The sequence below is a fragment of the Corynebacterium lujinxingii genome (genome assembly GCF_014490555.1).
GTDB classification, from domain to species: Bacteria; Actinomycetota; Actinomycetes; order Mycobacteriales; family Mycobacteriaceae; genus Corynebacterium; species Corynebacterium lujinxingii.
The window spans coordinates 2,157,253-2,171,573 of sequence record NZ_CP061032.1; the positions used below are offsets into that span (position 1 = coordinate 2,157,253).

General features: G+C 66.9%; 9 protein-coding genes. 7 read left to right on the forward strand and 2 right to left on the reverse strand.

Annotated features, from left to right (window positions below):
• Positions 1–47: 47 nt before the first annotated feature.
• Genes trmB through IAU68_RS10610 form a run of 7 tightly spaced genes read left to right on the forward strand, consistent with a single transcriptional unit; the run spans position 48 to position 7,945 of the window.
• The gene (trmB, locus tag IAU68_RS10580; protein ID WP_171193845.1) at positions 48–818 is read left to right on the forward strand and encodes a tRNA (guanosine(46)-N7)-methyltransferase TrmB; all 771 of its coding nucleotides are present in this window, start codon (positions 48–50) and stop codon (positions 816–818) included.
• Positions 818–1,492, forward strand: coding sequence for an NYN domain-containing protein (locus IAU68_RS10585; protein WP_171193846.1), 675 nt, complete (start codon positions 818–820; stop codon positions 1,490–1,492). Before trmB ends, IAU68_RS10585 begins: the two co-directional genes overlap by 1 nt.
• Positions 1,493–1,501: 9 nt before the next feature.
• Positions 1,502–3,796 carry an MMPL family transporter gene (locus tag IAU68_RS10590; RefSeq protein WP_171193847.1) on the forward strand — a complete coding sequence of 765 codons (2,295 nt, stop codon included), beginning with the start codon at positions 1,502–1,504 and terminating at the stop codon, positions 3,794–3,796.
• Positions 3,786–4,772: a lysylphosphatidylglycerol synthase transmembrane domain-containing protein gene (locus IAU68_RS10595; protein ID WP_171193848.1), complete on the forward strand. Its 987-nt coding sequence runs from the start codon at positions 3,786–3,788 to the stop codon at positions 4,770–4,772. The genes IAU68_RS10590 and IAU68_RS10595 overlap by 11 nt, the downstream gene beginning before the upstream one ends.
• Positions 4,773–4,830: 58 nt before the next feature.
• Positions 4,831–6,282, forward strand: a complete 1,452-nt coding sequence (locus IAU68_RS10600; RefSeq protein ID WP_171193849.1) for an FAD-binding oxidoreductase — start codon at positions 4,831–4,833, stop codon at positions 6,280–6,282.
• A gap of 16 nt (positions 6,283–6,298) precedes the next feature.
• A complete protein-coding gene (locus IAU68_RS10605) occupies positions 6,299–7,585 on the forward strand; it encodes an SAM-dependent methyltransferase (protein ID WP_171193915.1) in 1,287 nt (428 codons plus the stop codon).
• A 9-nt stretch (positions 7,586–7,594) separates the two neighbouring features.
• Positions 7,595–7,945 (forward strand): DUF3054 domain-containing protein, encoded by a 351-nt coding sequence (locus IAU68_RS10610; protein ID WP_202880214.1) that lies wholly within the window; start codon positions 7,595–7,597, stop codon positions 7,943–7,945.
• Between the two features lie 121 nt (positions 7,946–8,066).
• Here the strand turns inward: IAU68_RS10610 and IAU68_RS10615 are convergent, their stop codons facing one another.
• Together IAU68_RS10615 and IAU68_RS10620 are read right to left on the reverse strand one after the other, a co-directional pair.
• Positions 8,067–9,608: an acyl-CoA carboxylase subunit beta gene (locus tag IAU68_RS10615; protein ID WP_171193850.1), complete on the reverse strand. Its 1,542-nt coding sequence runs from the start codon at positions 9,606–9,608 to the stop codon at positions 8,067–8,069.
• Entirely contained in the window at positions 9,605–14,305 is a 4,701-nt protein-coding gene (locus tag IAU68_RS10620) for a type I polyketide synthase (protein WP_171193851.1), read from the reverse strand. The genes IAU68_RS10615 and IAU68_RS10620 overlap by 4 nt, the downstream gene beginning before the upstream one ends.
• Between the last annotated feature and the right edge of the window lie 16 nt (positions 14,306–14,321).

Genomic DNA, 14,321 nt, shown 5'->3' on the forward strand with positions numbered 1-14,321 from the left:
GGCCCAAAATACTTGCGTTTGACCTGTACATATGGACAATAAACACGATGAATAATTCTGAAAACACGCGCCCGGGCACGGGTGAACTGCCCGCCGGTCGCCCATTGCAAACCGACTTTGGAACGGGTCTGGATTATCCGCGCCTTGGTTCCGTGACATTTCGTCGCGGCACGCTGACCGACAACCAGGAGGCCCTGTTCAACGAGCACTGGCCGCGCCTGGGCAAGGTGCTGGCGGAAGGCTCCGACGAGCGCATCGATATCGACGAGTGGTTCGGCCGGAAAGGCCACCCCACCATCGTGGAAATCGGCTCCGGCACCGGCACCTCCACCGCGGCGATGGCGCCACTGGAGCAGGACCACAACATCGTTGCCGTGGAGCTATACAAGCCGGGCCTGGCGAAGTTACTGGGCGCGGTGGTGCGCGGCGGCATCGACAACATCCGCATGGTGCGAGGCGACGGCGTCGAGGTGCTGGCGCGCATGTTCGGCGAGGAATCGTTGGACGGTGTGCGCATCTTCTTCCCGGATCCGTGGCCGAAGGCGCGCCACCACAAGCGCCGCATTATCCAGTCGGGCACCTTGAACTTGATTGCCACCCGCTTGAAGCCGGGCGGGGTGCTGCACGTGGCCACCGACCACGCGGATTACGCGGAGTGGATCGATGAACTTGTCGACGTCGAACCGACACTCGAATACAAGGGCTGGCCGTGGGAGGCCGCGCCACTGTTGACGGACCGCCAGGTGATCACCAAGTTCGAGGGCAAGGGCCTGGATAAAGAGCACGTGATCCGCGAGTACCTGTGGGAGAAGAAGTAATGGACCTGCAAGCGCAGACCCACCCGTACAACCCCGGCGCGCCCGCAGGCCCCGAGAGCTACCTGCTGGTGTGGGACGCCCCGAACCTGGATATGGGCCTCGGCGCGATCCTGGGCGGCCGGCCGACTGCGGCACACCGCCCGCGTTTCGACGCCATCGGCCGCTGGCTCATCGACCTAGCCGACGAGCGCACCGCCGAGCTGGGCCACGCGGTCGAGCCGGAGGCGACCGTGTTCACCAACGTCTCCGCCGCCGGCGCCGACGCGATCCGCCCGTGGGTGGAGGCGCTGCGCAACGTCGGTTTCGCGGTGTTCGCTAAGCCGAAAACCGACGAGGATTCCGACGTCGACGGCGACATGCTCACCCACATCGAGCGCCGCCGCAGCGAAGGTGTGCTCCAGGGTGTGGTCGTCGCGTCCGCCGACGGGCAGAACTTTCAGGAGCCGCTGCTTTCGCTTGTCGACGACGGCATCCCCGTCACCGTCCTCGGCTTCCACGAACACGCGTCCTGGGCGGTGAACTCGCCGGATGTGACCTTCGTCGACCTGGAGGACATCCCGGGCGTGTTCCAGAACCCGCTGCCGCGCGTGAACCTGGATGCGCTGCCGGAAGGCGGCGCGTGGCTGCAGCCGTTCCGTCCGCTGAAGTCGCTGCTGCGCAACACCCGGGACTAGGAGGCCGACGTGTTTTACAAGTGGGGCCGCTTCGCCCACCGCCACCGCAGGGTGATCCCGGTCATCGTCGTCGCGCTGATTGTGCTCATGCAGGTGCTGTTCGGCTCGAAGCTCGCCGACAGGTTGTCGCAGGAGGGCTGGGAGGACCCGGGCGCGGATTCCACCACCGCCGCGCAGATCGAATACGACACGTTCGGCCGCGACAACTCCGGCGACGTGATCCTGCTGGTGACGGCGCCGGACGGGGTGGACAGGCCTGAGGTCGTCGACAAGATGAACCAGCAGATAAGCGGCCTGCGCGACCAGTTCCCGAACGAGATCGCGCACGTGACCAGCTACTTCGAACGCGCAACCCCGCAACTGGTCAACGACGAGCACACCAAGGCGTTTGCCGCCATCGGGCTCAAAGGCGACGGCGAGCAGACGCTGAAGGACTTCCGCACCATCCAGCCGGCCCTCGAGGCGATGGAGGTGCCGGGTGGCACGGTGCAGGTCGCCGGCGCCACGGCGGTGGCGGATGCGCTAGACACGGGCATGGCGAACGATATCGCCCGCGCGGAGAAGATCGGCCTCGTCTTCGTCGCCATCATTTTGCTGTTCGTCTTCGGCGGCGTGGTGGCCGCTGCAATGCCGTTGATCGTGGGCATCTTGTCCATCATCGGCTCGCTGTCGCTGCTCGCGATTTTGGCGCAGTTCCAGCAGGTCAACATCTTCTCCCAGTCGATCATTACGCTGCTCGGCCTGGGTCTTGCGATCGACTACGGCCTGTTCATGGTCTCCCGCTTCCGCGAGGAACTCGACCGCGGGTTGGACACCGAGGAGGCCGTCGCGGTGACCACGAACACCGCCGGCAAGACGGTGTTCTTCTCCGCGCTCATGGTCGGCGTCGCACTGTCCGGCCTGCTCATGTTCCCGCAGGCGTTCCTCAAATCGGTGGCCTACGGCGCGATGAGCGCGGTCGTGCTCGCCGCCGTGATTTCGGTGGCGGTGCTGCCGGCGCTGTTCGGCATGCTCGGCCCCAAGATTGACTTCCTGTCCGTGCGTCGTCGCAAAGAGCGCCGCATCGAAGAGACAATTTGGTTCAAGATCCCGAACTGGGCGATGCGCCACGCGAAACCGGTCGTCGTCGGTGTGGCGGCGCTACTGATCGCGCTGACGGTGCCCATCGTCGGCATCGCCTTCGGCGGCATCAACGAGACCTACCTGCCGCCGAACCAGGTCACCCGCCAGGCGCAGGACGAGTTCAACGAGGAATTCCCTGCCTTCCGCACGGATCCGGTGAAACTCGTGGTCAAAGGCGCCGACAACGCGCAGCTGGGCCAGATCGTTATGCAGACCCGCGCCATCGACGGCTTCACCCGGCCGCTGAAGCCCGACTACCCCACCGAGGGCGACGTCACCGTGCTGTCGGCGCCGCTTGCGGATCGCGACGGGGGCGCGGACGTCGTTAAGCAACTGCGCAGCATTGAGTCGCCGGAGGGCGTGACCACGTACGTCGGCGGCACGCCCGCAATGGAGGTCGAATCCATCGAGGCGCTGCTCAACCGCCTACCGTGGATGGCCGTGTACATGGTGCTCGCAACGTTTTTGCTCATGGCGCTCGTGTTCGGCTCGCTCATCCTGCCGGCGAAGGCCGTGATCATGAACGTCCTCGGCATCGGCGCGACGCTTGGCTTCCTCACCGCGGTGTTCGTCGACGGCCTCGGCGCCGGCGCGCTCAACTTCACGCCGGGCCCGCTGATGAGCCCGATCCTCGTGCTCATTGTCGCCATCCTCTACGGCCTGTCCACCGACTACGAGGTGTTCCTCCTGTCGCGCATGGTGGAGGAACGCCAGGACGGCGCGCGTACCGACGACGCCATCCGCCGCGGCACCGCCCACACCGGCGGCATCATCACGGCGGCGGCCGCCATCATGATCGTCGTCGCCGCCGCGTTCGCCCTGTCGGACATCGTGATGATGAAATACATCGCCTACGGCATGATCTTCTCGCTCGCCCTCGACGCGACGATCATCCGCCTCCTGTTCGTCCCCGGCGTGATGCACCTGTTGCGCGAGGACAACTGGTGGGCGCCGCGCTGGGTCAAACGCGCCACCCGATCCCTCGGCGAGGGCTCTGGCGTATCGACGACCCCACGCCCCGGCGAGACTCCCATCGAGCACATGGTCGTGGATACCCGCCCGGGCCGCGCCGGTGTCACCGTGGAGGAGAACGCCTCGCTCGTGCCGTTCGCGGACCTCATGCGCGATCTGGACCAGCGCCGGGCCTTAGAGCAGCTGAAGAAGAAGGAACTTGAACGCTAGGACCTGGCTGCGCTGGCTCGCCCCGGTCGTCCTGGCCGTGGTGGTGCTGGTCGTCCTGCGCGACCAGATGCCCTTTTTCGGCGAGGCGTGGCGGGCGGTGCACGACGCCGCTCCCCTGCCGCTCGCCGGCGCGGTGGCCACAGCACTTCTTGCTCTGGTGGCGATGGCGGGCGTGATGCAGATCCTGCTTAACGTCGAAGGCCGCATCGCTGGACCGTTGGGCACCAACGCGATCGTCATCGCCTCCAACGCCTGGTCCACCACCGTGCCGGGCGGTCCAGCGCTGTCGGCGTGGCTGACATTTCGCGTGCACCGATCCTGGGGCGCGTCGACGGGCCTGTGCGGGTGGTTTTTTGTCGTTTCCGGCGCGCTGTCCACGGTGTGGCTGGTGCTCATCGGCATCGTCGCCGTGGTGCTGCTCGGCGCGGACCTGTCGGTGGCGTCGCTGCTTGCCTCCCTGGCCGCGGCCGCGCTGACCATCGCGGCCGTGTTCTGGGCGACGACGCACCCCGCCGTGCTCAAACGCTGGGTGCGGTTTCTACCCTCGCGCGTGCACGAGCGCGCCGTGGCGGTGATCGACCAAGTTGCCGCCATCCGCATCTCCGCGCCCGCGTTTACCAGCGCCGCAGCACTCTCGCTTGTCAACCGGCTGCTCGACTTGGCCACCATGGTGTTTTCCGTGTGGGCCGTGGCCGGCCAGGGCGTGACGCTTGCCGGGGTGTGCCTGGCGTTCATCATGACCAAGCTGGCCGGCTCCGCCCAGGTCACCCCCGGCGGGCTGGGGACCGTGGAGCCGGTGGCGGTGGGCATGCTCGTCGCCGCGGGGTTGCCGCTCGCAACCGCCACCGCGGCGACGGTGGTCTACCGCGCGGTGTCGTTTGTGCTCATCACCGCGATCGGGTGGGGGGTCTACGCCGCGGTGTACGCCGGGCGCGGCTTCATGGCCGGGCGCCCGGCCGCTGGCAAAGCCGTTTGAGCTTGCGTGACGTTTTATCTTGCGCGCGGCGCGCAATTTGGGCCTATAGTGGCGCTACATGAGCGTTTCCAGGATGTTTTACGGACGCAGCGTGGATTTTGAACGTGTCGCGCCCATCGGCTGGCACGCGCACGAGGAGGGGGTTGCCGCACTCCTGGATAGCTTCCGGCGAGTGCCAGACGGCCAGCGGGTGCGCCTGGCGAAGAAAACGTCGAACCTTTTCCGCGCCCGCGACGCGGGAAGCGCCGGGCTCAACGTGGAGGGCCTGCGCGGCGTCATCGCCATCGACCCAGTGACGAAAACCGCCGACGTGCAGGGCATGTGCACCTACGAAGACCTAGTCGACGCGACCCTGCCGTACGGCCTCGTGCCACTCGTAGTGCCGCAGCTGAAAACCATCACGCTCGGGGGCGCCGTCTCCGGCATGGGTGTGGAGTCCACCTCCTTCCGCAACGGCCTGCCGCACGAATCCGTGCTCGAGATGGACGTGCTGGTGGGCACCGGCGACGTCGTCACCTGCTCGCGCGAGGACAACGTTGCACTTTTCCGCGCGTTCCCGAACTCGTACGGCTCACTCGGCTACGCGGTGCGCCTCACCATCGAGCTCGAGGAGGTCAAGCCATTCATCGAACTCCAGCACGTGCGTTACGACGACCTCACGGCTTTCCAGGACGCCCTGGCCGATGCCGCCGCCACCGGCGAGTGGGGCGGACGCACCCTGCACGGCCTCGACGCCGTCGCGTTCTCCCCCACCGAGCAGTACCTCGTCTGCGCCTTCCAGGCGGACGAGGCGCCGGGAACCTCCGACTACACGCGCGACGCCGTGTACTACCGCTCACTGCAGCACCCGTCGGGCGTGCACCACGACTTCCTCACTATCCGCGATTACATCTGGCGCTGGGACACCGACTGGTTCTGGTGCTCCCGCGCCTTCGGCACCCAGAATCCCAAGGTGCGCAAGTTCTGGCCACGCGAGCTGCGTCGCAGCGCGTTCTACTGGAAGCTCGTGGGCCTAGACAAGAAGTACGACCTGGAGTACCGGTTCCTGAAGAAGCCGAAGGGCCTGCCGCGCACCGAGCGCGTCGTGCAGGACATCGAGGTGCGCGACACGCAGGTCGCCGAGTTCCTCGACTGGTTCTTCAAGGCCAGCGAAATCCAGCCGGTTTGGCTGTGTCCGATCCGGCTGCGGGACGGCGTCGATACGCTCGCTGGCGTCGGACTCGACGATGAGACGCCGTGGCCGCTCTACCCCCTCGAGCCGGCGACGACGTGGGTGAACGTCGGTTTCTGGTCCGGCGTCCCGGAGGTGGAGCCGGGGGCCTTCAACAAGGTCATCGAGCGGAAGGTCTCAGACCTCGGCGGGCACAAATCCCTGTACTCCGAGGCGTTCTACGACCGCACCGAGTTCGAGCGCCTCTACGGCGGGGACCTTCCGGAGCGGATGAAAGCCCAGTACGACCCGGACCGGCGCTTCCCGGGCCTCTACGAAAAGACAGTGGAAAACGCGTAGGAGAATGACTATGCAGATGACCGTGGCGGATATCGTCGACACCCTCTTCCCCGCTGGCACCCCGTTCAAGTGGGAAGCCTTCGACGGCTCATCAACGGGACCGGCGGACGCCAAGCACACCGTGAAGGTAAACAGCCCCGAGGGCCTGTCCTACATTGTCACCCACCCCGGCGACGTCGGCCTCGCCCGCGCCTGGGTCACCGACGGCCTGGCGGTTGAAGGCGCGCACCTCGCGCACCCCTACGACGTCTTCGATGACATGCGCACCCTCTACAACAACTACAAGCGGCCCAACCCGCGCGAGCTTGTTCGCATCGCACGCTCCCTGCGCTCCATGGGCGCACTGCAGATCCAGCCAATCCCGGAGGCGGAGCAGGCCTCCTGGCTCGAGCGCACCATCCGCCAGGGCCTCGCCCCGCACTCGAAGGAACGCGACGCTCAGGTTATTTCGTCCCACTATGACGTGGGCAACGACTTCTACGAGCTGTTCCTCGGCGACTCCATGGCCTACACCTGCGCCTACTACCCCACCCCGGACGCCACGCTCGACGAGGCGCAGGAAAACAAGTTCCGCCTCGTCTTTGAGAAGATGAACCTTAAGCCGGGTGACAAGCACCTCGACGTCGGCTGTGGCTGGGGCTCCATGGTGCGTTACGCAGCCCGCCAGGGCGTGAAGTCGCTCGGCGTCACCCTCTCGAAGGAGCAGGCCGAGTGGGCGCAGGCGAAGATCATAGAGGAGGGCCTCGAGGACCTCGCGGAGGTGCGCTTCCTGGATTACCGCGACGTCACCGAGACCGGCTTCGACGGCATCTCTTCGATCGGTCTGCTGGAACACATCGGGGTGAAGAATTTCGCCTCGTACTTTGAGTTCCTCGCCGGCAAGCTGCGCCCGGGTGGCGTGATGGTCAACCACTGCATCACTTACCCGGACAACCACAAGACGCCGCAGGGCGACTTCATCAACCGCTACATCTTCCCGGACGGCGAGCTCACCGGCTCCGGCACGATCATCTACGAGATGCAGGACCACGGTTTCGAAGTCTTCCACGAGGAGAACATCCGCTTCGACTACATGCGCACGCTGCACGACTGGTGTGAGAACCTCAAGGCCAATTGGGACGAGGCAGTCGCGCTCGTCGGCGAGAATACCGCCAAGCTGTGGGGTATGTACATGGCGGGCTCCGAATGGGGTTTCGAGCACGACGTCGTGGAGCTGCACCAAGTCGTGGGCATCAAGCTTGCTAGCGACGGCTCCCGCGCCGGCGCACCTGAGCGCCGGTGGTGGAACGACTCGGTGTTCTAGAGTGGGGGTATGCGCAACACCATCTCCAAGCCCTACGCCATCGCCGCCGACTACGTCGCCATCGCCGCCTTCGCCCTCTTGGCCCGCGCCGCCCACCAGTCCGACGACATGCCGTTCAACTTCACCGGCTGGCTGTCCACCCTGTGGCCGTTTGCCCTGGGTGTGACGCTGGGGTGGCTGATCACCCGCAAGAACAACGGCGGGATCATCTGGATCGTCACCGTGGTCACCGGCCTGGTCATCTGGGGTATCCGCAACCAGGCCATCCCCCACTGGTCGTTCATCATCGTCGCCACCACCATGTCCGCGCTGCTGATGCTGGGCTGGCGCGGCGTGGCAAAGCTTGCGAAGAAGTCTTAGAACGTGATGCCGAGGTTCCAGAGCGGGTCGCCGGTCTGGATGCCGTTGACGAACCAGATGATCATGCTGACAAGGTCGCCGAAGAGGTCGAGAGTCGAAGAGAGCATGGGTTTTACCTTTCTTACAGGGGGCTGATCGTGTGCTTCTTAGGCAGGTCGAATTCCTGCTTGGAGGCTAGTTGGCGCAGGGCTCGTCGTAAAGCGAGGCGGGTCTGCGACGGTTCAATCATCTGGTCGATGTAGCCGCGCTCCGCCGCGACGTACGGCGAGGTCATTTCCTGGTCGTAGAAGTCCATGAACATCTTCTTCATGGCCTCGCGCTGCGCCGGGTCCTCGATGGCCGCGAGCTGCTTGCCCTGCAGCATCACCACGGCCGCCGCGGAGCCCATCACCGCGATCTGCGCCGTCGGCCACGCGAGGTTGATGTCGCCGTTTAGATTCTTCGAGCCCATCACCGCGTACGCGCCGCCGTAGGCCTTGCGCACGACCAGCGTGACCTTGGGCACGGTGGCCTCCACGCCCGCGAACGCGAACTTCGCGCCGCGGTGAATCAGGCCATCGCGCTCCTGCTCCACACCAGGCAGGTATCCAGGCGTATCGACGACATACACAATCGGAATGTTGTACGCATCGCACGTGCGGATGAAGCGGGCGCCCTTGTCGGCGGCGTCAGCGTCGATGCAGCCAGCGGCGACCATGGGGTTGTTGGCCACGAAGCCGACGGCACGGCCGTCGATACGCCCAAAGGCGCAGATGAGGTTCTCTGCGTAGCCGGATTGGACTTCGACGAGGTCTTCGTCGTCGCCGAGCTGCACGAGCAGGTCCATCATGTCGTAGCCGGCGTTGGTGTCGTCGGGCATGAAGGTGTCCAACGCGGAGTCGTCCAGGTCTTCGTCGGGCTGGGCGGCGACGACGGGCGCGGCGTCGAAGGTGGACGTCGGCAAGTGGGCCAGGAGGTCCTTGACGTAGTCGAAGGCGTCCTCCTCGGAGGCGACGACGGCCTGAATGTTGCCGGCCTGCTCCTGCACGCGCGCACCGCCCAGTTCGGCGGAAGTGATGTCCTCGCCGGTGACCTCGCGGATCACGTTCGGGCCCGTGACATACATTTCGGACTCCCCGTCGACCGCGACGACGAAGTCGGTGGTCACCGGCGCGTACACGGCGCCGCCGGCGGACTTACCCAGCATGATGGAGATTTGCGGCACGCGGCCGCTCAGAGGCAGCTGGCGCTTTGCAATCTCCGAGTACATCGCCAGCGACGTCACCGCGTCCTGGATGCGCGCACCGCCGGAGTCCTGGATGCCGATCACCGGGCAGGAGATCTTGATGGCGAACTCCATGACCTCGGTGACCTTCCGCCCGAACGTTACGCCGACGGACCCGCCGTAAACGGTCTTGTCGTGGGCGTACACGGCGACCGGACGGCCGTCGATGCGCCCGTAGCCGGTGACCACGCCGTCGGAGTACACCGCGTTCGGGTCGCCCGGGGTGCGGGCCAGGGCGCCGATTTCGACGAAGGAGCCTTCGTCGAGGAGCGCGTCGATGCGCTGGCGCGGGGTAGTGCGCCCGGCGTCGTCGCGACGCTTGCGCGAGCGCTCGGAGCCCGGATCCTGCGCCTTGTCCAGGCGTTCGCGCAGGACTTGGAGTTTATCGGCGGTGGTCATCGCTTCCCCTCAATCCATGCGTTCATATGCTTGCCGACGATCCCCACCGCCGGCTCGTCCACAACCGCCAAGTGGTCGCCCGGCAGGTGAACGATGGTCAGATCGTTCACGATAGCGCCCCAGCCACCATCTTCGTCAATGTGCGCGTAGTTCGGCTCGAGTTGGATGGCGCCGTCGTGCATGCGCTCGGAGCGGAACAGCAGCACCGGCACGTCGACGTCCGCCCAGCGGGTGAAGTCGAGGTGGTTGAGGATCTGGTTGTCCACAAACGACGCCCGTTGGTGCTCCAGCACGCCGGCGGCCAAGCCGTGCTCGGAGGCGTCGGTGGTGGCGAGGAACTCGGTGAGCATTTGCAACAGCGCGTCCTCGCCGGCTGTTTCGAGCAGCTCGTAGGGCACGTCGAACTCGAGGCCGTAGGTTTCCTTGGCAAAGGCGGCGTAGCGGCCCCACCGCGCCTTCGTCTCCTCGAGGGTGTCCGGGATCGGCTCGGACGGCTGCGTGGTGTCCAAAAGCGCGATGTAGTCGATCTTGTCGTTGCCCAGCTGGTGCGCCACCTCGTAGGCGAGCGCGCCGCCGAACGACCAGCCGGCGAGCACGACCTTGCGCCCGTCGGCAATCCGCTCGATGTCCTTGACGTACTCCGCGGCGCGCTCCTCCAACGACCCCTCGAGGCGTTCGACGCCGTAGACCGGGACGTCGTCGTCAAGGCGGCGGGCCAGCGGCGCGTACACCGACGACGACCCTCCGGCCGGGTGGAACACAAACACAGGGGTGCCGGTTCCCTCGCGGAAGACGCGAATGTTGCCGTCCACCGGGGTCTCCAGCCCTTCACGCACGAGGTTCGCCAGCGGCTCGAGTGTCTCCGCCCCGAGCACGTCGTCCACGGTGACCTCGATGCCGGAGCGCTCCGTCAGGTGCGCGGCGATCTGGCCCGCTTGCTCCTTGCTTATCGACGACAACGGCGACGTCACACCAGCTGCCGCCGCCCCCGCGTACTTCGCCCACGCGCCAAACACCATGCGCTCGGACGCGTCGCGCGGGGCCACGCCCACGCCCTGGGTCTTTTCAGTGGCGGCTGCCGGGTCGCGGGCCTCGTCGTTGTACGCCAGCGGCTGCGGCTCGTCGGTGCGCCCGGCGACCGCGTCTTCGACGATGCGGATCACGTCGGCGACGGAGGCGTCGCGAAGCGTCTGCACCTGCAGCGGCGGGATCTGGAAGTCGTTTTCCACGCGGTTTTTGATGCGCATGCCCATCAGCGAGTCCAGGCCGAGGTCGATCAGCGGCAGCTCGTCGGGCAGGTCTTCCGGGTCGTAGCCCATGGATTCGGACACGATGCCGCGCAGGCGCTCGGCGACCGTCTCGCCGGATGCGGGGTCCCAGCGCACCTCGTCGATGTCGTCGTCGGGGGCGGCGGGTGCCGGCTGTTCGTCGTTACGCGAAGGCTCCATGACACCTTGGACGGGTGCGCGGTCGACGTCGAGCGTGGACGCGAAACCCTCCGCGACCAGCGTGGCGGCGTCGTACACACGGATGGACAGGCCGCCGAGCGACGTGGTCACCACCGTGGTCACCTCGCCGTCGGCCGGGAGGTAGCCGTGCTCTTCCGTGGCGACGACACGCGCATCCGCGATCTCCGCCGCCGCGGCCTCGATGAGTTGGTGCGGGCTGAATACCTGGTCGGCGGCGGTGGAGAACGCCACGTCGCCGTTCGGCAGCGTCACGCGCGAGCCGAGAAGCGACGTGCTTGCCGACGACGGCCGCGCCGGCGTCCAGTGATCCACCTGCTTAAACGCGGTCTTCGGCGCCTCAATGGTCTCGCCGGCGCCGTAGAACGCCCCGAAGTCCACGTCCATGCCGCCGACGTAGAGTTTCGCGGCGAGGTCCATGAGCGATTCGAGCTCGTCGACCTTGCGCTTCGTGGTGAACAGCAGCTGCGCGTCCGGTTTCCCGGCGGCGAACGCGGTGTTCATCATGCCCATCAGTGCCACCGGGTTTGGGGTGATCTCCACGAGGGTGGAGTGCCCGGCGTTAAACGCGGCCTCGATGGCGTCCTGGAAGTACACCGGCTGACGCGTCATGCGCAGGAAGTACTTGTCGTCGTGGACGATCTGGCCCGGCTGGTAAACCTCGCCGCGGTCAACGGAGGTAAACAGCGGGACACGCAGCGGGCGGGCGTCGATGCCTGCGATCTCCGCGGCGAGGTCGCCCATGATCGGGTCGAGAGCGCTGGTGTGGCCGGCGCCGCGCACGTTGAGTTTGCGGGCGAACTTCTCCTCGGCCTCGAGCGCCGCCACCACGTAGTCGACGGCCTTGCCCGGCCCGCCGACGGTGGTCATTCCGGGGCCTGCGTACACGGCCGGCTCGACGCCTGCCGCCTCGGCATGCGTATCGACGAACTCCGCCAGGTCCTCCCGCGACAACTCGACCACGGCCATCGCGCCTTCCTGGTCGGTGCCAGCGATCATGGCTTCGCCCTCGCCCATCAGGCGCGCGCGGGCGGTGGCGATGAGGATGCAGTCCTCCGCGGAGAGACCGCCGGCGCCGTAGGCCGCGGCGATTTCGCCCATGGACATGCCCATCGTGGCGGCCGGGGTGATGCCGGCCGCAGCAAGCAGGTCGGTCTGCGCGATCTGGATGGCGGTGATGGTGACCTGGCCGTTTTCGGTGTCGTAGGTCAGCTCGTCATTGTCGATGATGTCCAGCATCGACCAGCCGGTGTGGAACTGAACCATCTCGTCGAGCTCGCGCATGCGGCGGGCGAACAGCGGCGAGCGGCTAATCAGTTCCTTGGCCATCTTGCGGTGCTGGGAGCCGAAGCCGGAGTAGACGAACACCGGCCCCATCGGCGTCGGTGCATCGGCGACCGCGATGCCGGGGCCGATCTTGCCGTCGGCGACCTGGCGCAGGCGCTTGACCGCCTCCTCGGTGGTGGCGGCCTGGATAACGGCAGCGGAGCGGCCGTGGTTGCGCTTCGCTAGCGAACGGGCGACCGGGATGAGGTCGGCGTCGTCGCGACCATCGAGGAAGTCGGCGAGCAGTCCGGCGGCTTCCTTGCGTCGCGACGGCAGCAGGCCCGTCACCGGCAGCGCGGCCGTCGATACGCCCTCGAATGCGGGCTCGTCCGTCGGCGCGGCGTCGTAGTCGGCCGGGTCGAAATCCGCGACGACGATGTGGGCGTTCGTGCCGCCGAAGCCGAACCCGGACACGCCGGCGACGCGGCGGCCGGAGTAGCGCGGCCACTCGCGCGGGTCCTGGACGACCTCGATGCGTTCGGCGTCGAAGTCCACGTAGTGGTTCGGCGCGGTGAAGTTGATGGACTCCGGGATGGTGTCGTGCTTGAGCGCCTCAAGCACCTTGATCATCGCCACAACGCCGGCGGCGGATTCGGAGTGGCCGATGTTGGACTTCGCCGAACCCAGCAGCAGCGGCGACTCGGCGGCGCGGCCGCGGCCGAGGACCTCGCCAAGCGCGGTCGCCTCGATCGGGTCGCCCAAGATGGTGCCGGTGCCGTGCGCCTCGACCAGGTCGACCTCCTGCGGGTTCACGCCGGCGTCGTCGTAGGCGCGGCGCAGCACGTCCACCTGCGCCTCCGGATTCGGGGCGGTCAGGCCGTTGGAGTGGCCGTCGGAGTTGGTGGCGCTGCCTTTGATGACGGCGAGGATGCGGTCGCCGTCGGCGATGGCGTCGTCGACACGCTTGAGCACGATGAAGCCCGCGGCGTCGGCGCGCACGAGGCCGTCGGCGTCGTCGGAAAACGCGTGGATGCGCCCGGTCGGCGAGATCACGCCGAGCTCCGAAAACGCCAGCGACGCGAACGGGTTGGCCAGGATGTTCACGCCGCCGGCCAAAGCGACGTCGGCCTCGCCGTCGCGAAGCGCGCGCACCGCGTGGTGCACACTCACCAGCGACGACGAGCACGCAGTGTCCACGTTCATCGACGGACCGCGGAAGTCGAACGCGTACGAGATGCGGTTCGGGATCACGGCCGACGACGCCCCGGTCAGCGCGTACGGGTGCGCCTCGGCGGGGTCGGCGGCGATCAACATGCCGTAGTCGTTGTTGGACGAGCCGACGAACACGCCGACCGGCTCACCGCGCAGGTCGCTCGGCGCGAGCCCGGCGTCCTCGAGCGCCTCCCACGCCACCTCGAGCATGATGCGCTGCTGCGGGTCCATGTTCTGCGCCTCGAGCGGGGAGACGCCGAAGAACTCGTGGTCGAACGACGCGATGCCGTCCATGTAGCCGCCGGCGGTGTTCTCCTCCGACATCTTGGTCCGCACGACGGGATCGCCGAGGTACTCGTTCCAGCGAGACGCGGGCAGCGGGCCGGTGGCGCCGCGGCCTTCGATGAGCATCTGCCAGAACTCGTCGGTGTTCTTCGCGCCCGGGAAGCGGCCAGCGGAGCCCAGGATCGCGATGTCGTGGCCCTTCGCCTTCGCTTCTCGACGACGCCACACCGGCGCCGCCTTCTCCGGCGCCGTCAGCGCCGCCGCCAGGGCGGTGATCGTCGGGTACTGGTAGGCGATGGTCGGGTCGACGCGCCTGTCGAGCAGCTGCTCCAGCTCGCCGGAGAGGATCACGGCGTCGCGCGAGGACAGTCCGTAGGTCTCCAGCGGGGTGGTCGGATCGACGCGTTCGGCACCGGTGGCGCCGGCGACCCAGCTGGTGAGCCACTGAATCAGTTCATGCTCATTCATAACAGTTGAGAGTATC